Raw genomic sequence first — 21,299 nt, forward strand, 5'->3', positions numbered from 1 at the left:
AAGTCTTGTCACGGAAAGTTCATGGAAAGCGGCTAAGCGCCGGAAAAAAGAAACCGGCAGTGCTTGCGCACCGCCGGTCTCCGCTATCGCCCGTGGACTGGAGCGTCTTAGAGCGGACGGCCGATACCGTTGCAGACGTTGGAATGGCCGATGTACAGGTTGTTGGTGGAGGTTAGGAACGACTGGCGTACGGCAAGCTTCCAGGAAGCCGGCAGCGGCACGAAGCGATGGTTGGTGATCGCGGTGTCGTTGTTGACGCTGGCGCCGTAGTGACGGGTGAAGAAGTCGCGCACCTGCTGGGTCTGGGTAGCGTCGGCGTAGCACTGGCTGAAGATCAGGTTGGTGAAGCCGAGGATCGGATAGCCGGTGGTCGGATAAGGACGGACGCTCGGATCGGTCGCACTGGCAGTGGCGGCGAAGACCGGCACCCAGTTGTTCGGGTCTGAACGCTGTGCGGTGGTCGGCGGGGTAACGGCACCGATGGCTGCCGAGACGTTGGCCGGAGCCGGCGATACGCCGCGCACCTGGGCGACCTTGGTGGCGTCGTCGAGGCCGGCCAGCGTCGGCGCGGCGAAGTCCGGGCTCATATAGGTGATGCGGCCTTCGGCGGCGTTGAGCGTATTCATCACGGCCTGGCTGCCCTGGGCCGATATGGCGCCAGCCGGCAGGCCGCCGGAGAAGCTGTTACCGAAGCTGGTGGTGATGGCGAAGGTGCCACCTTCGAGGGCGCTGGAGCAAGAGGCGTTGAGGAAGCGGGTGAACAGTTCGGTAGTGCCGCTGCTCTCGGAACGGTAGACCACTGTGATGGCGCCGCTACGGCCCGATCCGGGAATCTGGCTCCAATCGGTCAGACGGCCGGAGAAGACACCGCAAAGGGTGTTCACGTCTGCGAAGTTGACGGCGTTGCTACCTGACTTGTTGAACGGCAGAGCGACCGAAGTAGCTACCGACGGCACTTGGATCAGCGGTCCCCAGGCGGAGCCATGGGCGCTCAGATAGGGGGTGGTTTCGCCGCTCGGGTTCAACTTGGAGTCGCTGCCGGCCCAGTGCACGTTCTTGTTGGTGGTGCCGGCGACGAACTTGGTGTAGTCGTTGTTCAGGAAGGCCGCCTTGCCGTTGCCACTGCCTACGCCGATGTAGGCGGCAAAGCCGGCGGTCAGGACGCCGGGCTCCTGGTACAGCTGTTGCGGCAGGGTGGCGCCACCGCCGTTGATGTCGGCCATGGCTTGGGCGGATACGAGGGCGGCCACGCTCAGCGAGGCAGCGATCAGAGAGCGCTTGAACATGAAGAATCTCCTTTCATCGTGGTGTTGGTACGTTGAGGAAGTCGTCTTGCATGAGGCGGCGCCGTGCTTGCCGGGCTTTGCATCCCTAGCCGGTCGAAGGGGCCGCTGGGGATAAAACTCGCAAGTTCCGGTGACAGATCGGGGAAAAAATCTCGGGAGCATCGAATTGTTTTCGCAGCCTTTCCTCGGGTGTTCGCAGGCTCTGCGCCGGGCCTTTTCGCGGGACCTGCGAGGTTCCGCGAGCGCCTCCCGGCGGCCGGCCCGCGACGGCCATGGCGCGCCCTCGGGGCAACCTCGCTGAAACATGCACCCGAGCCCTGGCGAGGGGCCACACGGGTTGATGACAGCGAGAGGAAGGCCGGCTTGCACAAGCCCCTCCCGTAGGGCGGATTACGCCAGCGGCGTTATCCGCCGATACCTCTCTTCGGAAGACTGCTGAGACGCCCCATCCCCACGGCGGATAGCCGCGAGCGGTTAACCGCCCCGCACGGGAAGGGCTTGTTCAGGCACGGACTACTGGACCAGCTGGTTCATCTCGATGATCGGCATCAGCACCGCCATCACGATGGTCAGCACCACCCCGCCCATGACCACGATCATCAGCGGCTCGAGCAACGCGGTCATGCCCATGGCGCGGCGCTCGATGTCGCGCGACAGGGTCTGCGCCGCGCGGTCGAGCATCGGCGGCAGCGCACCGGTCTTCTCGCCGCTGGCGATCAGGTGGGTGAGGATCGGCGGGAACACCTGCCGCGTGCGCAGCGCCGAGGCCAGCGAGACACCTTCGCGAACCTGCGCGGTGGCCTCCTCCACCGCCTGCGCGAGGCAGTCGTTGGCCAGCGTCTGGCGCGCCGCATCGAGCGCGCGCAGCAGCGGTACGCCGGCGCTGCCGAGGATCGCCAGGGTGGAGGCGAAGCGCGCGGTATTCACCCCGAGCACGAAGCGACCGAGCAGAGGCAGGCGCAGCACTCGCCGGTGCCAGCCGAGCCGCGCCTGCGGGTCGCGCAGGTACAAGCGCCAGCCCCAGTAAGCGCTACCGATGGCGCCGGCGCAGAGCCAGCCCCAGGCGCGCACGAAGTCGCTGGCCTGGAGCATCGCCCGGGTCAGCGCCGGCAGGTCCTGGCGCGCCTGGGAGAAGGCGCTGACCACCTGCGGCACCACGTAGCCGAGGAGGAAAATGACGATGCCGATGGAGACCACGCCGACCACCGCCGGGTAGATGAACGCGGTGAGGATCTTGCCGCGCAGGGCGTTGCGTTCCTCGATGTAGTCGGCCAGGCGCTCCATCACCTGGGCCAGGTCGCCGGACTCCTCGCCCGCAGCCACCAGCGCCCGGTAGATTTCCGGGAAGTCCCGCGGCCGTGCGGCAAGGGCGTCGGCCAGGCGCATGCCGCCGCGCACGTCGCTGCGCACGGCGCTCAGGGTCTGGGCGATGTGCTTGCGCTCGGCCTGGTCGAGGGTGGCGCTCAGCGCCGCCTCCAGCGGCAGGCTGGCGGCCAGCAGGCTGGCCAGCTGGCGGGTGGCCCAGGCCAGGTCGCCGTCGGACAGGCGCGGGGCGAACAGCGCGCCCGCCCCTTGCCCGGTCCCGCCGCCAGCCTGCTCGCGGACCTCCAGCGGGGTCAGGCCGCGGGCGCGCAGTTGGCCGAGGGCGCCACGCTGGCTGTCCGCCTCCAGGGTGCCGGTCTCGATCCGGCCCTGGGCGTCGGCGGCTTCGTAACGGAAGGTCTGCATCAGGCGTCCCGGGTCACGCGGAGGATTTCCTCCAGGGTGGTGGAGCCGCTGGCGATCCAGCGCTCGCCGTCCTCGCGCATGCTGCGCATGCCGGCCGCGCGGGCGGCTTCGCGGAGATCCTGCTCGGCGCGGCCCTGGTGGACCAGGCGGCGGATCTCGTCGTCGATCACGAACAGTTCGTGGATGCCGGTGCGCCCGCTGTAGCCGGTCTGGTTGCAAGCCGGGCAGCCGACCGCGCGCCAGCCGCCGTCCTCTTCGACCCGGCAATGCGTGCACAGGCGCCGCACCAGGCGCTGGGCGAGTACGCCAAGCATCGACGAGGCGAGCAGGAACGGCTCGACGCCCATGTCCACCAGCCGCGTCACTGCCGACACCGCGTCGTTGGTGTGCAGCGTGGCCAGCACCAGGTGCCCGGTGAGCGAAGCCTGCACGGCGATCTGCGCGGTCTCCAGGTCGCGGATCTCGCCGATCATGATGATGTCCGGGTCCTGCCGGAGGATCGCCCGCAGGGCTACGGCGAAGGTCATGTCGATGCGCGCGTTGACCTGGATCTGGCTGATCCCCGGCAGGTCGTACTCCACCGGGTCCTCGACGGTGAGGATGTTGCTGGTGCTGGCGTCGAGCCGCGCCAGGGCGGCGTAGAGGGTGGTGGTCTTGCCGCTGCCGGTGGGCCCGGTGACCAGCACGATGCCGTGCGGCTGGCGGATCAGGTTGTCCAGCGGCGCCAGCACGCCGGGAGCCATGCCCAGGGTCTCCAGCCTCAGGCGTCCGGCCTGCTTGTCCAGCAGGCGCATCACCACCCGTTCGCCGTGGCCGGTGGGCACGGTGGAGACGCGAATGTCGATCGGCCGCCCGGCTACCCGCAAGGCGATGCGGCCGTCCTGGGGCAGGCGTTTCTCAGCGATATCCAGCTGCGCCATGATCTTGATCCGCGACACCAGCGCCGCGTGCAGCGCCTTGCGCGGCGCGACCACGTCGCGCAGGGCGCCGTCGACGCGGTAGCGCACCACCGAATGGGTCTCGAAGGGCTCGATGTGGATGTCGCTGGCCTCATCGCGCGCGGCCTGGGTCAGCAGCGCGTTGATCATGCGGATCACTGGCGCGCCATCCTGGGTGTCGAGCAGGTCGGTAACCTCGGGGATATCGTCCATCAGGCGGTCGAGGTCGACCTCGCTCTCCGCCGCGCCGACCACCGCCGCGGCGCTGCCGGTATCGGAGTAGGCGCTGGCCAGCAGGGTGTCGAGCTCGTCGTCGCGGACGCTCTCCAGGCTGGCCGGCGCATGCCGCTGGCGCACCTCGCTGATCGCCCAGCCGGGCGTGCGCGGGCTGACCAGCAGGGTCGCGCCATGCTCGCCCGGCCGCAGCAAGGCGCGCTGCGCCTTGGCCCAGGCGTAGGGCAGCAGGCTCATAGCGGCGCCGCCTCGCCCAGCGGTACCGCGCGCAGCGGCCGCGGGCTCGGGCGCAAGTCGTAGGCGGCCTGCGGGATGCCCTGCTGCGTCGGCGGCAGCACCGGAGCCTGCATGTCGCCGACGCTCCAGTCGTGGCGCGGCTGCACGCGCTGCTGGGCGCGGCGGATGAAGTCGTAGCGGTTGAGGGTGATGCTGCGGCCGGCGGCGGCGTCGCGGACGATGTAGGGACGCAGGAAGACCATCAGGTTGGTCTTGGTCCGCGAGCGCTTCTGGTAGCGGAACAGCGAACCGACGCCGGGGAGGCTGGAGAGTCCGGGAACACCGTCGGTGTTGTCCTGCACGTTGTCTTGCAACAGGCCGCCGAGGACCATGATCTGGCCGTCGTCGAGGAGGATGCTGGTATCGATCGCGCGCTTGTTGGTGACCACCCCGGCGGCGGTGCTGGCGCGCTCGTCGACGCTGCTGACCTCCTGGTAGACGTCGAGCTTGACCGTTCCTCCCTCGGAGATCTGCGGACGGATGTTCAGCTTCAGGCCGACGTCCTCGCGCTGGATGGTCTGGAACGGGTTGTTGCTGGTACCGCCGCCGTCGGTGACGTACTGGCCGCTGACGAAGGGTATGGTCTGGCCGACCATGATGCTCGCCGACTCGTTGTCCAGGGTCAGCAGGTTCGGGGTCGACAGGACGTTGGTGCCGCCGCGGCTCTTCAGCGCCCGGGCGAGCACCTTGAGGTCGAGGATCTTGCCGATCCCGGGGATGTCCACGGTGCCATCCACCAGGCCGATGTTGAGCCCCTTGGGCAACACGTCGATGGTGTTCTTGCCGGCCGTGTTCAGCGCCGACTGGCCGAAGTTGACCCCGCCGAACACGCCGTTGCCGCCGAGGTTGCCGGCCTGCCACTGGATGCCGAACTCGCTGGAGTCGTCTTCGCTGACCTCGACGATCAGGCTTTCGATCACCACCTGGGCGCGGCGCTGGTCGAGCAGGTCGATGACTTCGCGGAGGTTGCGGTACAACGGCTCGGGTGCGGAAATCAGCAGGGTGTTGGTGGTGGCGTCGGCCTGTACGGTGACCCCGCCGGCGGAGAACGCCGAGTTCTCCTCGCCCATCGCACCGGGTCCGGCGCCGCCCTGGCCGCTGCCCATCGCACCATAGGCGCCGCCGCTGCGGTTGCTGCCGCCCAACCCGCTGGAACCGCTGCCCGTGGTATTGCCGCTGCTCCCCAGGCCCTGGCTACCAGTACCGCTATTGCCGCCACCGAGCATGCCGCCGCCGCTCAGGCGCGCGCGCTGCTGGTCGCCCTCGTTGCCCTCGCCGCCGCTGTCGCCGGTGATCAGCCCGCGCAGGGCCTGGGCCAGGCGGGTCGCCTGGGCGTTGCGCAAGTAGACCACATGGAGGTTGCCGGGATTGCTTTGCACGCTGTCCAGCTTGCCGATCAGGTCGCGCGCCAATTGCGTGCGCTCTGGGCTCGGCGAGCGGATCACGATGCTGTTGGAGCGTGGGTCGGCGAGCACCACGGTCTTCTGGCCCTGCTCGGCGCCGCCGCTGCCCTGGCTGTCGAGCAGTTCGGAGACGGTGCTGGCGATGTCCACCGCGATGCCGTTCTGGATCGGCACCACGTCGGTGTCGCTGGCGCTGGGGATGTCGATGCTGGCGATGATCCCGGCGACCCGGTCGAGGTTTTCCGCGTAGTCGGTGACCACCACGGTGTTGTTCCCCGGATAGGCATTGATCGGGTTGTTCTGCGCGACGATCGGGCGCAGTACCGGGATCAGGTTCACCGCGTTCTCGTAGCGCAGGCGGAAGGTCCGCGTGACCATGCCGTTGGCCGCCGGCCGGTCGGCGCCGTAGACCGGCCCGCCGAGCAGCTTGGCGTCGGCCTCCGGCACCACCTGGCTGACCCCGTCGACGTCGACCACGCTGAAGCCCTGCATGCGCAGGGCGCTGGTGAGCATGCGGTAGGCGGTGCGCGCCGGCACCTGGCCTTCGGAAACCAGGGTCAGCTTGCCCTTCACCCGCGGGTCGACCAGGAACTGCCGGCCGGTGGCGCGCGACAGCGCGCGCACCACCGCTTCCACCTCGGTATCGACGAAATTCAGGCTGACCGGCTGCTCGCCGAGTTCGGCCGCTGTCGCTGAGACCGGAGCCACGCCACCGGAGCGCGCTACGCCGCGTCCGGCACTCAGCGCGCGGCGGGCCTGCTCGGCCTGGGGCCGCTCGCGGACGTCGGCGCTGCGCAACGGCGCACCGGAGCGGACACTGCTCAGCGGCCGACCGACTTCCTCGTCGGCCGGGGGCACGCCGGGGACCTTCGGCGTCTCGCTACACGCCACGACCAGTAGCGCGCCCAGCGCCACGCCCAGTACAGGCCAACGACGCCGGGCATGGTGGAAAGCTGATTGCCTCATGGGGAATCCTTGGGAGCGGAAGTCGACTGCAAATGGATCGAGGCGGACACCAGCCCGCCGGACAGCTCGTTCGAAGAGCCGGAGCGCTCCTCGGAAGGAGCGTCGAGACGCGTCACCTGCGCCTCGCTGACGCTCAGGCGCAACGCTGCCGGGCTGCGCGCCAGCCAGCGCAGCAAGGCCTCGCCGGACACGCTGGCGAAGTCCAGTTGCCATTGGCCCGGTTGCGGGGCGTCCAGTTGGAAACCGTCGAGTCCCTGATCGCGCAGGCTGCGACGGATCGCCTCGGCGTCCGCCGTACCGCTCAGGGTCGGACCGCGCAACGCCTCGACCTCACGCAACACGCCGTCCACCGCCGCAGCCTGCGCACGCAGGCGCGGCAGTTCGGCTTGCCAATGCTCGATCCGCGCCAGCGGCGGATCGACGAACACTTGCCAGGTCAGCGCCAGGCATAGCGCCAGGCCACCGCCGGCGAGAATCTTGCGCTCGCGCGGCGCCAGTTGCCGCCAGTAGGCCTGCAATCGCAGCAGCAGGGGACTCCAGCGCTGCGCCGGAGTATTCAGCAGGCCCGCCAGGCGCTTATTCATCTTCATCGGCAGCCGCCTCGGCAGTGCCACTGTCTGCCGCGCCAGCGGCCGGCGCTGGCGGCGCTTCCATGGCGCGCACCTGCCAGCCCTTGTCGGAGGCATCGGCCTGCAACCCGTGCTTGCCCAACTCGCCCTGCCAGGCAGCGGCATCGCCGCCTGGCGGTCCCGGCAGCAGCTCCAGGTCCAGTTCGCCGGCGTGGTAGTCCAGTCGTTGCAGGCGCCCGGCGAGGAACGGCATCGCCTCGCCGGCGCCATGCAGCAGCGCGGCCAGTCCCGGTGCGGCATCGCCATCGGCCTTGCCGGCCAGATAGGCGTCGCGTCGCTCGCGAGCCTGGCGCAGCGGATCGAGCACCACCGGCAGTTCCGGGAAGGCCTGCTGCACGCGTTGACTGCTCTGCCGTTGCAAGGACTGGCCCTGCTCGGCCAGTTGCCCGGCGTACAGGTTCAGACCGGCGACCCACACCAGCAAGGCCAGGGCAGCGCAGAACAGGGGCATCTTCCAGGTGCCGTTGCCGGCGCTCGTCGCCGGCGCTTTCAGCGCCAATCCCCACGGACTGGCGGGCCCGCTCCAGCGCAGCGCTTCGTCCAGCGCCTCGGCCCGCTCCAGGGCTGCGGAGCGCCACGCCGGTCGCTCGCCCAGCCAGAACAGCCGCAACTCCTGCGGGACCTCAGCGAGGCCCTGCTCCGGCAAGGGATGGACCACAGCGTCGCTCAGCGAGCGGCGCAACAGCAGATGGCCGTCCCACTCGCCGGCCACCCAAGCGTCATCGCGCAACGGCAGGAGGAACGGCGCGGCCTGCACCTCCCGCACGTCGAGCCGCAGCCGCTGTACGGCCTGCTCCAGCGAGGCCAGCGCCGACGCCTCCAGCCACCCCAAGGTCAGGCGCCCGTCGGCGCCGCGCGGGCCGTGGGCCAGGCGTAGCTGCGCCGGATCGCCGAGGACCAGCGCCTCGGCCGCACAGTTCACCGCGGCGGCAAGCTTCGCCGCAGGCAGCGCCGGCAGTTCGAGACTGACCAGGCGGCAATCGCGCGGATGCAGGAACAGCGCCACCGGCAACCCCTGGCGCCGCCGCGCCAGTTCCGCGAGCGAGACCTCGATTCGTTCCTGCACCGCGCCGCGCGCATCCAGGCGCAAACAATGCAGCGGCGCCGCCTCGGCGAACTCGCTCAGCGGCGGCAGCAGGCAACGCCAGGCGGCCTTCATGAGCCCACCCTCATCCAGTTGACCGCCGTGCTTTCACCGGCCTTGCGCTGCACCAGGGCTTGCAGGCGCACCTCTTGCCGGTCGCGCCGAGCATAGGCGGTGAGCAGGAACCAGTCGCTGGTGATCCCGACCTTCACCGACTGCGCCTGCAATTGCGGCATGTTCAGGCGGTTGACGAAGTCGCCGCGATTGAGGAACCAGCGGCCCCGGTCGCGCTCGCCGAGCACCCGCCGCGCCTGGTCCAGCCCGAGGCCGGGGACACAGGCGGCGAGCACTTCGGCGCGCGCGGTGTTGCCGTTGATCCAGGTGGTTTCGGGCAGGATGGTGACGTAGGGTCGCAGGCGTTCCAGGGTCGCCGGCGGAATGCCCAGCCGCGCCAGGTCGTCGAGACGCCTGAGCGCCGGCATGCGCGCCGGAAGCGCACGCAACACGGCGCCCGGCGAAGTCTCGCGGCCGCTGTCGAAGCCTGCGGGTTGCGTCTCGGCCGGCGGCGCTTCGGCGGGCAGCCGTGCATAGGAGGCGAGTACCCGCTCGACGATCAGCCGCGCCTCCTTCGGGCGCACGTCGAGCAGACCGGCGAGGCGTTCGAAGTTCGCTCGCTCCTGGAGATCGGGGCGCTGGTCGACCAACAGGTTGCGCAGGTTGAACTTGCCCTGCTCGTCTTCCAGTTGGCCGTTGAACGGCAATTCGGCGCTGCTCAGACGCAAGCCACGCATCGGTTGCGCCCAGCGCTGGTCAAGGCGGGTCAGCGGGTCGCGGCGGCTGTCCTCGAGCAGCAATTGGCGGCTCCATTCCAGGCCGCCGCGCAGCATCCAGCCGGCCTGGATGCGTAGCTGCTCGCTTTCCAGGGCGCGGATGAATGCGCTCTGGCGGGCGATCAGGCCGGCGGCTATGACCGCGACCACGGTGACGATCAGCAGCGCGCTGATGATCGCCATGCCGCGCTGGCGATGACCGTTCATGGCGCGCTCAGAGCTGCCAGGAGCCGATGTCGGCGTTGATGCCCTCGCCGCCCGGCTGCCCGTCGGCGCCGAGGGAGAACACGTCGATCTCGCCGTTCACGCCGGGATTCAGGTACTGGTAGGGCTTGCCCCAGGGGTCGTTGGGCAGGCGCTCCAGGTACGAGCGCCAGTTGCTTGCCGAGGCATCGGCAGGGCGCTCCGCGAGCACCTTCAAGCCCTGCGCCTGGCTCGGATAGCGGCCCTGGTCGAGGCGGTAGAGCTTGAGCGCCTGCATCAGCCCGGAGATGTCCTGGCGCGCCGCGGTAGCGCGGGCCTGGTCGGGACGGTCGAGCACCTTGGGCACCACCATCGCGGCGAGGATGCCGAGGATCACCACCACCACCATGATCTCGATCAGGGTGAAGCCCCGCTGTCCCCGATGTCCTTTCGGGCTGGAGCTGAACTGCACGACATCCATCTCGACACTCCTCGGCATGGTTCGATTCGCCGCGGATTGTTTCAGGAAGATATGTCAACGATATTGAAAATCCTCGGGTGCGCCGCTCTTCCGGAGGCGCCCGCAAGGCCCTGGAGCCGGGCTTTCCGGCAGGCGCCGGGGATGGCTCGCGGGAGCGCCCTCCCGAGCTTTTGTCAGGGATCGGTCAGATTTCCCGGCTAGCCTGGAAGTCCCCTTTCGCCGACCTTTCCGCGATGTCCACGCGCCTGTCTTCCCGCGGTTTCACCCTGATCGAAGTGCTGGTCGCGCTGGCCATCGTCGCCATCGCCCTGGCCGCGGCGATCCGCGCGGTGGGCCTGATGACCGACGGCAATGGTCTGTTGCGCGACAAGTCGCTGGCCCTGCTGGCAGCGGAGAGCCGGCTCGCCGAGCTACGCCTGGGCGTCGGCACGGCTCCGGGAAACAGTGATTTCGAATGCTCCCAGGGCCGCCTGCGGTTGTACTGCGAACAACGCGTCGAGGCCACCGACGACCCCGCGCTACTGTGGGTGGAAATCCGTGTGCGCACGCAGCGCGAACAGGCGGTGCCGCTGGCGCGCCTGAACACCCTGCTGAGCCGCTCCCGGTGATCTCAACCGCGCTTGAGGGTAGCCAGCGGCGGCGGTTCGGCGAGCCGCTGCATGGCCACCCGGCGAACCTCGCCGTTCTGCTCGATGAGCACCGCGTCGGCCTCGATCCGCCGCACCTTCGCCGCACGTGCCAGGACCTCGCCCTCGCGATAGGCCTGGGCCGGCGCGCCGTTCACCGAGAGGATGGCGATCGCCGCGGGACCACCGCTGATCAATCCCGCCAGTTGCACCTCGACCTCACTGGAAGGCGTCGCGAACCAGCGTTGAGCGGCGCCCTCGCCGCTGGGCGGCGGAACGTCGGCGACCTCGGCCTGGACCACGCCGGGAATCGGCGCCAGCAACAGATAGCCCCAGAACAGCAGGCCGGCGAGGATCGCCAGCACGGCGGCGAACTGGACCAGGCGGGGCGGATCGATACGGGGCATGGCCGGCATGGCGGGCTCTCCTGGCGTCTGGGCGACGGGCGCCACGAACGGCGCCCCGGCACCAGCCTAGCGCGGAATTCTCTCCGTTATGTTTCACACGCCGATCATCTTCGTCGGGCACTCTGGAAACCTCTCTCTTCGCGGAGCGGCATCCGGTGAGGCGACCCCGGCAAGGCGGTTTCACCCTGATCGAACTGATGGTGGTGCTGGTAATCGTCGGCATCGCCACGGCGGCCATCAGCCTGAGCGCCCGCCCCGACCCGACGGGCCTGCTGCGCCAGGATGCCGCGCGCCTGGCGCGGTTGCTGGAAATAGCCCAGGGCGAAGCGCGGGTACGCGGTACGCCGATCCTCTGGCAGCCCAGCGCCAAGGGCTATCGCTTCAGCCCGCAGGCCTATCGCGGCAAGACCGACGCCTTCGCCGCCGACACCGAATTGCGCGCGCGCGACTGGCAGGCCGCGCCGCTGCGGGTCAGCGTGCGCCCGCCGCGACCGGTGTTGCTGGACGCCGAATGGATCGGCGCGCCGTTGCGGATAACGCTCTCCGACGGCCAACACAGCGTCACCGTGCTGCGCGAGGCGAACGGCCATGTCCGGGTACGCTGAACGCGCGACGACGCGGCGCCGGCAAGCCGGCTTCACCCTGATCGAGGTGATGGTCGCGATCATGCTCATGGCCATCGTCAGCCTGATGGCCTGGCGCGGCCTGGACAGCATCGCCCGGGCCAGCGCGCACCTGGAGGACAGCACCGAGCAGGGCGCCGCGCTACTGCGCGCGCTGAACCAACTGGAGCGCGACATCGCCCTGCACAGCGCCATCCGGGAGGAGACCGGCCTGCCCAGCGGCGACGAGCCGATCCGGGCCGGCGACAGCCTGCCGCCCGGACTCGCACTGAAGCGCCTGAGCGAGATCCCATTGCGCCTGGACATCGTCCGCGCCAGTACCGAGCCAGGCGCGCCGCTGCAGCGCGTGCGCTGGTGGCGACAGGGCAAGGTCCTCTACCGCGCCGCCTCGCCCAGCGGCGACCGCCTGCCGTTGCCGCCGCTGGCGGAGCGGGTGGCTGTGCTGGACGACGTGAGTCGGTTCGAGATCCGTGCCTGGGTGCCGGGAAAGGGCTGGACGCGCCTGCCGGCACGCAGCAAAGTCCGCGCCAGCGGACTGGAGATCAGCCTGGCACGGGTCACCCGCAACGGCGTGGAGCGCTATCGACGGGTGGTGGCCCTGCAATGAAGCGGTGGCTCAGCCGAGCAGCACCACCCCGCCCGGCAGGCGGGTGACCTCGATGCCATAGGCATCGCGGATCAGGGTCGCCACGTCGGCCAGTTGATCGAGGCTGAAACGGGCCTGGACCCGGCGTCGGCCAAGGGCCTTGTCCAGCAGCAGGAGCATGCCGGGACGGTAGCGGTTGATTTCGTCGATCACCGTGGCCAACGGTACGTCGTTGAACACCAGCATGCGCTCGCGCCAGGCCATCACCTCGGCAACGTCGAAAGGCACCGGCGGACCGTTGCGTCGCTCGTCGAAGGTCAGCTGCTGGCCGGCCTGGAGGTCCAGGCGCTGGCCGAGGTGTTCGAGCCGCACGCTGCCCTCCAGGCAGGTCACCACGCAGACGTCACCGCTGCTGCGCACGTTGAAGCGGGCCCGGCTGGCGCTCAGCCAGGCGCTCCCGGCCATCACCCGCAGGCTGCTCTGCGGCGGGTGGCTGGCGATGATCTCGGCCTCGCCGCCGAGCAGTTCGATGGTTTCCTGCTGCTCTTGATTGCGCCGCACGTTCAGGCGGGTGCGGGTGTTCATCTCGATCCGCGTCTCGCCGCTCACCTGCACCTGGCGTTGCTCGCCGACCGCCGTGACGTAGTCGGCGCCGCCCAGGCCATGGTCGAGCAGCGACGGGCGCAAGACGAACAACGCCACCGAGGCGGCCAGCGCACCGCCGACGAACCAGCGACGACCGAAACGCCTCGGCGCGATCTGCGCCACGGCCGGCGGCTCCAGCGGCAGAGCGGCGGCACTGCCGAGTGCCTGCCAGAGATCGCGCGCCTCGACGAACGCTCGCAGGTGTTGCGGGCTGCGCGCACACCACTGGCGGAAGGCCCGCGCGTCGCCCTGGGTGACGCGTCCGGAGGTCAGGCTGATCACCCAGGCGTGCGCTTCGTGGCGAAGGTCGCCGGTTTCATCGGCGGCGGAGTCTGAGGCTGTCATGACTGTGCTGTACGGACACCGGAATGGCTCATGGGAGGGATATGGCGGCGGTTTTCCACCTGCTTATGCTTATGACGGTTTTCCGGCCCCGGGACCGAACCTCTGGATGACTTTTCTTTCCAGGCGCTCCGCGCAGAACCACAGGGCGGCCTTGAGTTCCTTCTCCACGGTGCGGGTGGAAATGCCGAAGCGACGGGAGATTTCCGCATGCGGCGTCTCTTCCAGGCGCGAGGCGATGAGAATCTGCCGACGCCGCGCCGGCAGTTCGCAGAGCGCCTCCAGCAGGCGACGGATCTCGGCGTGACCGCCGACGATGCGCTCCGGGTCGAGGCCTTCGTCGGCCACCTGCAACAGCTCCGCCACCTCCTCCCCGGTGAGCAGGCGGGCGTCGCCCTCGCGGCGGTCGGCGGCAATGTTCAGGGCAATACGGAACAGGTAGGCCTGGGGCTTCTTGACCTCCAGGGCATCATCCAGCCGGTCGACTCTCAGGTAGGTTTCGTGCAGCACGTCGCACGCCAGGTCCTCGGAGCCCAGGCGCCGTTTCAGGCGCGCCTTGAAGTCGTCGTAGGAGGCGAGGAACAGCTTCACCATCGCGCTTTGCCGCGAATCGCTCATGACCCTCCCACTCCCTCCGTCAGCTTGCATTCCATGGCCTTGCCCGTCGTCTTCGGCAGCAACAGGATGGTCAGCGGCTGGGCCAGCGTAGCGGGCGTCGCCTGCATCACCCGCACGCCGCGCAGGCTTTCCACCAGGGCGCTGTCCCGCTGCGGGTCGCCGGTCGAACCGAGCAGGCGACTGTGGCGAACCTCGCCGAAGCGACCGATCCAGAGTTGCAGCACCGCGCGATAGGTACCCGGACGAGTGCGCGGCGAGCGGCACAACTGTTCTTCCAGCGCCGCCTGGACCGCTCCCGCGTAGCGCCGATCCAGCGGCTGCTCGACCTTCGGCATCTCTGCCGGCAGCGGCGCAGCGTTCCTGACGGCCTGCGCCGGCAGCAGGGTGAACGCTTCCTGGCTGGTGTAGCGCGCCATCAGGCCGGTTCCGCCGAGCAGTCGGGTCAGGGCGTCGCTGGCGGTGAAGCGCCCCTGCAAGCGGGCCGAGCGCCGTCCACGGGCCAGCTCGCCATCCACCAGAACCGCCATTCCCGTCACCCCGCTGTAGGTCACCAGCGCCGATGCCAGGCTCTGCGGAGGAATATCGAACGCGTGCACCGCCAGGCGCAACGGCGGCCTGCCGCCATCGCCCGGCACGGCGCCGGACGCCGGCAGCAGCATGCCGAGACCGAGCAACGACACTGCGCACGACCTTGCCACCCCGAGGATCGACATCAACGGATTCCAGTCCGAACTACCCGGTTCAGGCCAGATGGCCATCACCCAGGAGGGACATCCTGATGGCACTGTGTGACTGTGGTGTGACGGTACCTGCGGTGACATGTTTTCACCGATTGCCGTATAAGCGGGAAACCACCATCCCAGCGCGGGAGAATCGCCATGCACCGTTCATCGCAGGTTCTGCCGGCCCTGATCCTGGGCCTGGCCATGAACGCCACCCTGGCCGACGAGCCGACGCCGCCGGCGAACTGCATCAACACCGAGGTCAACGGCTACCAGGCTTTGTCCTATGAATGCCTGAGCCAGCAGATGACCGATCCTGACAGCGCGGCCAGGACCCGCCGCGAACAGGAGCTGGATTCCGCCGCCATCGTCCGGCGTCCGCCAAACCAGCTCGGCCTGTACAACCAATCGGCGACGCGCATTCGCCTGGGCACCTCGTTCGGCAACTCAGTGGAAGCGCAGCGGCCGCCTCGCTAAGGGTCTCCGCAGGTCCGCGCTCCTGGCCGGCGGCGCAAGACAGAAAACCCCGGCAACCAGGCCGGGGCAATCGTCGTCGGCGAGGTTGGCCGCCGATCAAAGGACAAGGAACGCCCCTCAGGCGAAGGTACGCTCCAGCAGGTCGCCGAAACGATTGAAGGCATCGCTGGCGCCCTTGGCGGCCAGGCGCTCTTCTTCCTCGTTCAGCTCGATGCCGTCGAGGATCGCCACGAAGCTCTTCCAGCCTTGCGCGCGGCCGCCTTCCGGTTCGGCCAGATGGCGGGCGCCGAAGTTCTCGTCGAGTTCGAGCGCGGCGGCTTTCTTGAACAGGAACGCAGCGCCCAGCTTCGAACCTTCGGAAACGAACAGCCAGCCCAGTGCCTCGGCCAGGCTCAGGTCGGCCTCGCGCACGCTCTGGTCGCCCTCCGGCACCGGATGGCCGAGGTCCGCCAGGTCTGCACGAGCGGCGTCGTCGCGGGCGCGGGAAGCCAGGCCGGGGAACAGGCGGGCCAGCGCTTCGTTGCGATAAAGCGGCTCCAGGTCATGCTGGAAGAGGTACTGGGCGGCGACGAAGCGGGCGAAATTGTCCCGGCTGGCGAAGGGTTCCTTGCTTTTCACCAGGCTCTCCAGGCGCTGGTGCGGCTCGTTGGTCAGCAGGTTGAGGCGTTGCGAACGCAGGTTTTGCCGAGTGGATTCAGGGGCCAGGGTATCCATAGGGGAATTCCTTTCGAGGGACGGAACGCACTGGGCCGACATAGCGCGCCCAGGATCAATAACGATTCTCAATTATATTCGTTATTGAATCTCAGTGTCACATGAAAGGATGCCGACCGACTGCCATTGACCAGAAAAGGACTACAGCAAATACTGTATTTACATACAGCATTCGAGTTATTTCCTTGGCCTCCCTTTCATCCGTAGCCGACATCACCCCACCCGCAGCCGTCGCCGGACGAGGCAATGGCATAGCGCTGAGTGCGCTGCTCGACGCGCGTAGGATCTGGAAAGGCCAGTCCGCCGTACCGGCCGGCGCTTCCCTGCCCACCGGGCATGCGCGCCTGGACGCACTGCTGCCCGGCGGCGGTTGGCCGGAGCATGCCCTGAGCGAAATCCTCCATGCCCGCGACGGTGTCGGCGAACTGCAACTACTGATGCCGACCCTCGCTCGCCTGACCCAGGCGCAACGTCGTGTCGTCCTGGTCGGCGCCCCCTACGTACCTTATCCGCAGGCCTGGCTGGCCGCCGCGGTCGACCTGCGCCACCTGGTCCTGCTGCAGGCCAGCGGACGCGACGCCTTGTGGGCTGCCGAACAGTGCCTGCGCTCGGGCAGTTGCGCCGCAGTGCTGTGCTGGCCGCAGCAGGCCGACGACCGCGCCCTGCGCCGCCTCCAGGTCGCCGCCGAAAGCGGTCAGGCCCTGGGTTTCGCCTATCGCCCCCTGCGCGAAGCGGTCAATCCTTCGCCGGCAGCGCTACGCCTGTGCATCGAAACCCGCCCCCCACGCCTGCGCATCCTCAAGTGCCGGGGCGGCCTCGCGCCGGCGACCGCCCTGCCGGCCAGCGCCTGGCAATGAGGCGGCCATGCTCTGGGCTTGCATTCTCCTGCCGCAACTGGCCATGGACAGCGCGCTGCGTCAACGGAGCAATCCCGACGCACCGCTGGCGCTGCTCGGCGGCCCAGCGCAGCGCCGGCAGTTGCAGGCGGTCAACCCTGCGGCACGCGCGCTCGGCCTGAAGCCCGGTCAATCGCTGATCGCCGCCCAGGCCCTGAGCCGGGACTTCGCCACGGCGGAATACGACCTCGCCGCCGTGGAGCGCTGGCAGGCCTTCCTCGCCGCCTGGGCCTACGGTTTCAGCTCGCAGGTCAGCCTGCACTATCCGCGTGCGCTGCTGCTGGAAGTGCAGTCCAGCCTTGCCCTGTTCGGCCCCTGGCCACGCTTCGAGGCCCGCTTGCGCAAGGAACTCACGGCGCTGGGCTTCCGCCATCGCCTGTGCCTGGCGCCGAACCCGGTGGCGGCGAGGGTCCTGGCGAACAGCCACGACGGCCTGGCCATCGAGGACGAGACAGCGCTGCAACGCCAGTTGTCCGCCCTTCCGCTGGACCGCCTGGGACTCTCGCGGGAGCTGGCCGTCGCCCTCGGACGCATGGGACTGCGCCATCTGCGCCAGGTCCTCGAGTTGCCGCGCGCCGCCCTGGCCCGTCGCTTCCCGGCCGAACTGCTGTTGCACATCGACCGCCTCTGCGGCCGCAGCCCGCTGGCGCTGGAGCACTACCGGCCGCCGGACACCTTCGACCTGCGCATCGAACTCAATTTCGACGTGGAGTCGCACCAGGCCCTGCTCTTCCCCCTGCGACGGCTGAGCGCCGATCTCGCCGCCTTTCTCGCCGGACGCGACAGCGGCGTGCAGCGCTTCACCCTGCATCTGGAGCATCACGGGCGCGCCGACAGCCAGGTCACGGTCGGCCTGCTCAGCGCCGAACGCGAGGCGGCCATGCTCTTCGAACTGACCCGCGGCCGTCTCGAACAGCTGCAACTGCCCGCCCCCGTGCATGCCGTGCGCCTGGAGGCCCGCGAGCTGCCTCCTTTCACGCCGCAGCACCGCGAACTGTTCGACGAGCGCCCACAGCAGTATCTCGGCTGGGAACAGTTGCGGGAACGCCTGCGCGCGCGGCTGGGCGACGAGGCGGTACAGGGCCTGAGCGCCGTCGCCGAACACCGTCCGGAGCGAAGCTGGCGGCCGCACAGCTGCGACAGGGCGCAATCGCCGGCAGCCTGCGGCCTCCGCCCCGGCTGGCTGCTGGCGGAGCCACGCCCCCTCGGCGAGGCCTTGCCCACCGTGCTGGCCGGCCCGGAGCGGATCGAGTCGGGCTGGTGGGATGGCGAAGACATCCGCCGCGACTATTACCTGGTGGAAACCCGCAGCGGACAACGTGCCTGGGTCTATCGCGAGGTCGGCAGCGAAGGGCCGCTGTGGCTGCATGGCTGGTTCGCATGAGCGCCTACGCCGAACTGCATTGCCTGTCCAACTTCAGTTTCCAGCGCGGCGCCTCCAGCGCCGCGGAACTCTTCGCCCGTGCAGCACGCCTGGGCTATCGGGCCCTGGCGATCACCGACGAATGCAGCCTGGCCGGTATCGTGCGGGCCTGGCAGGCGGCGCGGGAGCATCAGGTACAACTGATCATCGGCAGCGAAATCCGCCTCGAACAGGGGCCCAAGCTGGTCCTCCTGGCGGAGGACCTGAAGGGCTACCAGAACCTCTGTCGCCTCATCACCCGCGGCCGGCGACAAGCCGACAAGGGCCACTACCGGCTGCTGCGCGAAGATCTGCAACAGCCGCTCGCCGGCCTGTTGGCGATCTGGTTGCCGAACGACCATGGGGACGAGCAGGCTGCCTGGCTCCGCGAACGCTTCCCCCAGCGCCTTTGGCTGGGCGTCGAGTTGCATCGCGGCGCCGATGACGATGCCCGCCTGGACAAACTGCTCGCGCTCGCCTCGCATCTCCGGCTACCGCCCGTGGCCTGCGGCGACGTCCACATGCACGCCCGCGGCAGGCGAGCCCTGCAGGACTGCATGACAGCGATCCGCAACCATCTGCCGGTCAGCGAGGCCGGCGCCTATCTCTTCCCCAACGGGGAACGCCACCTGCGTACCCTGGAGGCCCTGCAGGGGATCTACCCGCAAGCCCTGCTGGCGGAAACCCTGAAGATCGCCGAACGCTGCCGGTTCGATCTGGAACAGCTGAAATACCAGTACCCACGCGAATTGGTACCGGCCGGACACGACCCGGCGTCATGGCTCCGCCATCTCACCGAACAGGGCATCGCCAGGCGCTGGCCGAACGGCGCGAGCGCCAAGGTCCGCAAGCAGATCGAGAGAGAACTCGAGCTGATCGCCGAACTGGGCTATGAAAGCTATTTCCTCACCGTGCAGGACATCGTCGCCTTCGCCCGGGGCCGGAAAATCCTTTGCCAGGGCCGCGGCTCGGCGGCCAACTCGGCAGTGTGCTTCGCCCTCGGCATCACCGAGTTGGACCCGGACCGGACCAACCTGCTGTTCGAGCGCTTCCTTTCCCGCGAGCGCAACGAACCACCGGACATCGACGTGGATTTCGAACACGAGCGCCGCGAGGAGGTCATCCAGTACGTTTTCACACGCTACGGACGCCAGCGCGCGGCGCTGACCGCGGTGGTCAGCACCTACCACGGCGCCGGCGCGGTGCGCGACGTAGCCAAGGCCCTGGGTCTGCCGCCCGAGCAGGTCGACGTCCTGGCCAACTGCTGCGGCCGCTGGAGCGACCAGGCCCCCAGCGCCGAACGCCTGGAAGAGGCCGGCTTCGATCCGCAGAGTCCGATCCTGCGCCGGGTGCTGGCCCTGACCGACGAGTTGATCGGTTTTCCGCGCCACCTCTCGCAGCACCCCGGCGGCTTCGTCATCTCCGAACAGCCATTGGACACCCTGGTCCCGGTGGAGAATGCCAGCATGGCCGAACGCACGGTGATCCAGTGGGACAAGGACGATCTCGACGCGGTCGGCCTGCTCAAGGTCGACGTCCTCGCCCTGGGCATGCTCAGCGCCCTGCGCCGCAGCTTCGACCTGATCCACGCGCTGCGCGGCGGCAAGCGGTTGAGCATCGCCAGTATCCCGAGCGAAGACCCGGCCACCTACGAAATGATCAGCCGCGCCGATACCATCGGTGTGTTCCAGATCGAATCGCGCGCCCAGATGGCCATGCTGCCACGCCTGCGCCCGCAGAAGTTCTACGATCTGGTGATCCAGGTCGCCATCGTCCGGCCGGGGCCGATCCAGGGCGACATGGTGCATCCTTACCTGCGCCGGCGAAACGGTGAAGAGCCGGTGGCCTATCCATCGGCCGAACTGGAGAAGGTCTTCGAACGTACCCTGGGCGTCCCGTTGTTCCAGGAACAGGTCATGGAACTGGCGATCGTCGCCGCCGACTACACGCCGGGCGAGGCGGACGAACTGCGTCGTTCGATGGCCGCCTGGAAGCGTCATGGCGGCCTGGAACACCACCGCGAGCGGCTGACCCGGGGCATGCTCGCCAACGGCTACGAGGCCGACTTCGCAGCGCGCATCTTCGAGCAGATCAAAGGCTTCGGCAGCTACGGTTTCCCTGAATCCCACGCCGCCAGCTTCGCCCTGCTCACCTACGCCAGCAGTTGGCTGAAACGTCACGAGCCGGCGGCCTTCGCCTGCGCCTTGATCAACAGTTGGCCGATGGGCTTCTACAGCCCCGACCAGTTGCTCCAGGACGCCCGCCGCCACACCCTGCAGACACGCCCGGTGGATGTCCGCCACAGCGGTTGGGATTGCAGCCTGGAGCCGTTCGGCCAGGCGCAACCGGCCATACGCCTCGGCCTGCGGATGATCCGAGGCTTTCGCGAGGAGGATGCCAGGCGTATCGAGCAGGTCCGGGAGGCCCAGCCGTTCCTCGACGTGCACGATCTTGGCCGACGCGCCAGGCTCGACGCCCGGGCCCTGGAGTTGCTGGCCGATGCCGGCGCCCTGCGCGGTCTCGCCGGACACCGGCACAAGGCGCGCTGGGCCGTCGCCAGCGTCGAGCCGCAATTGCCGCTGTTCGCCGAAGGGACCGTCATCGAAGAGAGCACGGTCAGCCTGCCACTGCCTTCGCGCGGCGAGGAACTGCTGAGCGATTACGCTCTCCTCGGCACCACCCTCGGCCCGCATCCGCTGAAACTCTTGCGTGGACAGCTCAAGGCCCGCCGCTGCCGCGACTCCCGCGAACTGGCGAAACTGGGACATGGGCGACCGATACGGGTCGCCGGCCTGGTGGTCGGCCGGCAGCGCCCACAGACCGCCAGCGGCATCACCTTCATCACCCTGGAAGACGAGTTCGGCATGGTCAACGTGGTGGTCCGACACGACCTTGCCGAACGGCAGAGGCGGCCATTCCTCGAGTCCCGGCTGCTACAGGTGGAAGGCATCCTGGAGTCCTCCGGCGAGGTGCGCCACGTCATCGCCGGGCGCCTGCATGACCTGACCCCTCTACTCACCGGCCTGGACGTCCGCAGCCGGGATTTCCATTGAGACAAAGAAAAAGGCAGCTCGAGAGACGAGCTGCCTTGGGATGGCCAACAGGGATGGCCACGAAGGGGGGAGCGCTCAAGATACTGTTTATTCATACAGTAAATCAAGCGATTCCCTTCACCGGAAGCCATCTTTTGTCTTTCTCCTCGA

20 protein-coding genes are annotated in these 21,299 nt (G+C 68.7%); 7 read left to right on the forward strand and 13 right to left on the reverse strand.

Annotated elements, in window-relative coordinates; translation table 11 throughout:
- Window positions 1-107: 107 nt before the first annotated feature.
- From ACYAF3_RS04425 to gspG, 8 genes are all read right to left on the reverse strand, one after another.
- Entirely contained in the window at window positions 108-1,286 is a 1,179-nt protein-coding gene (locus ACYAF3_RS04425) for a substrate-binding domain-containing protein (protein WP_023116094.1), read from the reverse strand.
- A gap of 513 nt (window positions 1,287-1,799) precedes the next feature.
- Window positions 1,800-3,014, reverse strand: coding sequence for a type II secretion system inner membrane protein GspF (gene gspF / locus ACYAF3_RS04430; RefSeq protein WP_003112721.1), 1,215 nt, complete (start codon window positions 3,012-3,014; stop codon window positions 1,800-1,802).
- A complete protein-coding gene (gene gspE / locus ACYAF3_RS04435) occupies window positions 3,014-4,423 on the reverse strand; it encodes a type II secretion system ATPase GspE (protein WP_003112722.1) in 1,410 nt (469 codons plus the stop codon). The genes gspF and gspE overlap by 1 nt, the downstream gene beginning before the upstream one ends.
- The gene (gene gspD / locus ACYAF3_RS04440) at window positions 4,420-6,831 is read right to left on the reverse strand and encodes a type II secretion system secretin GspD (RefSeq protein ID WP_105579216.1); all 2,412 of its coding nucleotides are present in this window, start codon (window positions 6,829-6,831) and stop codon (window positions 4,420-4,422) included. Before gspD ends, gspE begins: the two co-directional genes overlap by 4 nt.
- On the reverse strand, window positions 6,828-7,421 hold the full coding sequence (locus ACYAF3_RS04445; protein WP_003112724.1) for a type II secretion system protein M: 594 nt from the start codon (window positions 7,419-7,421) through the stop codon (window positions 6,828-6,830). The genes gspD and ACYAF3_RS04445 overlap by 4 nt, the downstream gene beginning before the upstream one ends.
- Window positions 7,408-8,619 carry a type II secretion system protein GspL gene (gene gspL / locus ACYAF3_RS04450; RefSeq protein ID WP_016253830.1) on the reverse strand — a complete coding sequence of 404 codons (1,212 nt, stop codon included), beginning with the start codon at window positions 8,617-8,619 and terminating at the stop codon, window positions 7,408-7,410. Before gspL ends, ACYAF3_RS04445 begins: the two co-directional genes overlap by 14 nt.
- Window positions 8,616-9,581, reverse strand: a complete 966-nt coding sequence (gene gspK / locus ACYAF3_RS04455) for a type II secretion system minor pseudopilin GspK (RefSeq protein ID WP_105579215.1) — start codon at window positions 9,579-9,581, stop codon at window positions 8,616-8,618. The genes gspL and gspK overlap by 4 nt, the downstream gene beginning before the upstream one ends.
- A gap of 7 nt (window positions 9,582-9,588) precedes the next feature.
- Entirely contained in the window at window positions 9,589-10,038 is a 450-nt protein-coding gene (gene gspG, locus ACYAF3_RS04460) for a type II secretion system major pseudopilin GspG (RefSeq protein WP_003085349.1), read from the reverse strand.
- A gap of 233 nt (window positions 10,039-10,271) precedes the next feature.
- Here gspG and gspI point away from each other — a divergent pair, with 233 nt between their 5' ends.
- Window positions 10,272-10,646 (forward strand): type II secretion system minor pseudopilin GspI, encoded by a 375-nt coding sequence (gene gspI / locus ACYAF3_RS04465; protein ID WP_003455149.1) that lies wholly within the window; start codon window positions 10,272-10,274, stop codon window positions 10,644-10,646.
- Window positions 10,647-10,648: 2 nt separating this feature from the next.
- Here the strand turns inward: gspI and ACYAF3_RS04470 are convergent, their stop codons facing one another.
- The gene (locus ACYAF3_RS04470; protein ID WP_023088537.1) at window positions 10,649-11,080 is read right to left on the reverse strand and encodes a type II secretion system protein N; all 432 of its coding nucleotides are present in this window, start codon (window positions 11,078-11,080) and stop codon (window positions 10,649-10,651) included.
- Between the two features lie 146 nt (window positions 11,081-11,226).
- Here ACYAF3_RS04470 and gspH point away from each other — a divergent pair, with 146 nt between their 5' ends.
- On the forward strand, window positions 11,227-11,676 hold the full coding sequence (gspH, locus tag ACYAF3_RS04475) for a type II secretion system minor pseudopilin GspH (protein ID WP_003106853.1): 450 nt from the start codon (window positions 11,227-11,229) through the stop codon (window positions 11,674-11,676).
- Window positions 11,660-12,301, forward strand: coding sequence for a PulJ/GspJ family protein (locus ACYAF3_RS04480; RefSeq protein ID WP_003120814.1), 642 nt, complete (start codon window positions 11,660-11,662; stop codon window positions 12,299-12,301). The genes gspH and ACYAF3_RS04480 overlap by 17 nt, the downstream gene beginning before the upstream one ends.
- Before the next feature lie 9 nt (window positions 12,302-12,310).
- On the opposite strand, the gene vreR is transcribed toward ACYAF3_RS04480, so the two are convergent.
- The 3 genes from vreR to vreA form a co-directional block, all read right to left on the reverse strand.
- A complete protein-coding gene (gene vreR / locus ACYAF3_RS04485) occupies window positions 12,311-13,270 on the reverse strand; it encodes an anti-sigma factor VreR (RefSeq protein ID WP_003106396.1) in 960 nt (319 codons plus the stop codon).
- 69 nt (window positions 13,271-13,339) lie between these two features.
- Complete coding sequence (gene vreI / locus ACYAF3_RS04490; RefSeq protein ID WP_003085329.1) at window positions 13,340-13,885, reverse strand: RNA polymerase sigma factor VreI; 546 nt, start codon at window positions 13,883-13,885, stop codon at window positions 13,340-13,342.
- Window positions 13,882-14,598 carry a TonB-dependent outer membrane receptor VreA gene (vreA, locus tag ACYAF3_RS04495; RefSeq protein ID WP_003120815.1) on the reverse strand — a complete coding sequence of 239 codons (717 nt, stop codon included), beginning with the start codon at window positions 14,596-14,598 and terminating at the stop codon, window positions 13,882-13,884. The genes vreI and vreA overlap by 4 nt, the downstream gene beginning before the upstream one ends.
- Window positions 14,599-14,763: 165 nt before the next feature.
- Between vreA and ACYAF3_RS04500 the strand changes: the two genes are divergently transcribed.
- The gene (locus ACYAF3_RS04500) at window positions 14,764-15,084 is read left to right on the forward strand and encodes a hypothetical protein (protein ID WP_003455167.1); all 321 of its coding nucleotides are present in this window, start codon (window positions 14,764-14,766) and stop codon (window positions 15,082-15,084) included.
- 117 nt (window positions 15,085-15,201) lie between these two features.
- Here ACYAF3_RS04500 and pigA read toward each other — a convergent pair whose 3' ends face one another.
- Window positions 15,202-15,798, reverse strand: a complete 597-nt coding sequence (gene pigA, locus ACYAF3_RS04505) for a biliverdin-producing heme oxygenase PigA (RefSeq protein WP_003085321.1) — start codon at window positions 15,796-15,798, stop codon at window positions 15,202-15,204.
- Window positions 15,799-16,049: 251 nt separating this feature from the next.
- On the opposite strand from pigA, the gene imuA reads away from it, so the two are divergent.
- Genes imuA through dnaE2 form a run of 3 tightly spaced genes read left to right on the forward strand, consistent with a single transcriptional unit; the run spans window position 16,050 to window position 21,149 of the window.
- Complete coding sequence (imuA, locus tag ACYAF3_RS04510; RefSeq protein ID WP_031627677.1) at window positions 16,050-16,655, forward strand: translesion DNA synthesis-associated protein ImuA; 606 nt, start codon at window positions 16,050-16,052, stop codon at window positions 16,653-16,655.
- Window positions 16,656-16,662: 7 nt separating this feature from the next.
- On the forward strand, window positions 16,663-18,078 hold the full coding sequence (locus tag ACYAF3_RS04515; protein ID WP_003116540.1) for a Y-family DNA polymerase: 1,416 nt from the start codon (window positions 16,663-16,665) through the stop codon (window positions 18,076-18,078).
- Window positions 18,054-21,149 (forward strand): error-prone DNA polymerase, encoded by a 3,096-nt coding sequence (gene dnaE2 / locus ACYAF3_RS04520; protein ID WP_073658614.1) that lies wholly within the window; start codon window positions 18,054-18,056, stop codon window positions 21,147-21,149. Before ACYAF3_RS04515 ends, dnaE2 begins: the two co-directional genes overlap by 25 nt.
- Window positions 21,150-21,299 lie beyond the last annotated feature (150 nt).

Source organism: Pseudomonas sp. TZ252, from assembly GCF_056110345.1.

What these genes read in the sequence shown, in the direction of transcription:
- ACYAF3_RS04425 (WP_023116094.1), bottom strand. Translation starts at nt 1,286, where the DNA reads ATGTTCAAGCGCTCTCTGATCGCTGCCTCGCTGAGCGTGGCCGCCCTC.
- gspF (WP_003112721.1), bottom strand. Translation starts at nt 3,014, where the DNA reads ATGCAGACCTTCCGTTACGAAGCCGCCGACGCCCAGGGCCGGATCGAG.
- gspE (WP_003112722.1), bottom strand. Translation starts at nt 4,423, where the DNA reads ATGAGCCTGCTGCCCTACGCCTGGGCCAAGGCGCAGCGCGCCTTGCTG.
- gspD (WP_105579216.1), bottom strand. Translation starts at nt 6,831, where the DNA reads ATGAGGCAATCAGCTTTCCACCATGCCCGGCGTCGTTGGCCTGTACTG.
- ACYAF3_RS04445 (WP_003112724.1), bottom strand. Translation starts at nt 7,421, where the DNA reads ATGAAGATGAATAAGCGCCTGGCGGGCCTGCTGAATACTCCGGCGCAG.
- gspL (WP_016253830.1), bottom strand. Translation starts at nt 8,619, where the DNA reads ATGAAGGCCGCCTGGCGTTGCCTGCTGCCGCCGCTGAGCGAGTTCGCC.
- gspK (WP_105579215.1), bottom strand. Translation starts at nt 9,581, where the DNA reads ATGAACGGTCATCGCCAGCGCGGCATGGCGATCATCAGCGCGCTGCTG.
- gspG (WP_003085349.1), bottom strand. Translation starts at nt 10,038, where the DNA reads ATGGATGTCGTGCAGTTCAGCTCCAGCCCGAAAGGACATCGGGGACAG.
- gspI (WP_003455149.1), top strand. Translation starts at nt 10,272, where the DNA reads ATGTCCACGCGCCTGTCTTCCCGCGGTTTCACCCTGATCGAAGTGCTG.
- ACYAF3_RS04470 (WP_023088537.1), bottom strand. Translation starts at nt 11,080, where the DNA reads ATGCCGGCCATGCCCCGTATCGATCCGCCCCGCCTGGTCCAGTTCGCC.
- ACYAF3_RS04480 (WP_003120814.1), top strand. Translation starts at nt 11,660, where the DNA reads ATGTCCGGGTACGCTGAACGCGCGACGACGCGGCGCCGGCAAGCCGGC.
- vreR (WP_003106396.1), bottom strand. Translation starts at nt 13,270, where the DNA reads ATGACAGCCTCAGACTCCGCCGCCGATGAAACCGGCGACCTTCGCCAC.
- vreI (WP_003085329.1), bottom strand. Translation starts at nt 13,885, where the DNA reads ATGAGCGATTCGCGGCAAAGCGCGATGGTGAAGCTGTTCCTCGCCTCC.
- vreA (WP_003120815.1), bottom strand. Translation starts at nt 14,598, where the DNA reads ATGTCGATCCTCGGGGTGGCAAGGTCGTGCGCAGTGTCGTTGCTCGGT.
- ACYAF3_RS04500 (WP_003455167.1), top strand. Translation starts at nt 14,764, where the DNA reads ATGCACCGTTCATCGCAGGTTCTGCCGGCCCTGATCCTGGGCCTGGCC.
- pigA (WP_003085321.1), bottom strand. Translation starts at nt 15,798, where the DNA reads ATGGATACCCTGGCCCCTGAATCCACTCGGCAAAACCTGCGTTCGCAA.
- ACYAF3_RS04515 (WP_003116540.1), top strand. Translation starts at nt 16,663, where the DNA reads ATGCTCTGGGCTTGCATTCTCCTGCCGCAACTGGCCATGGACAGCGCG.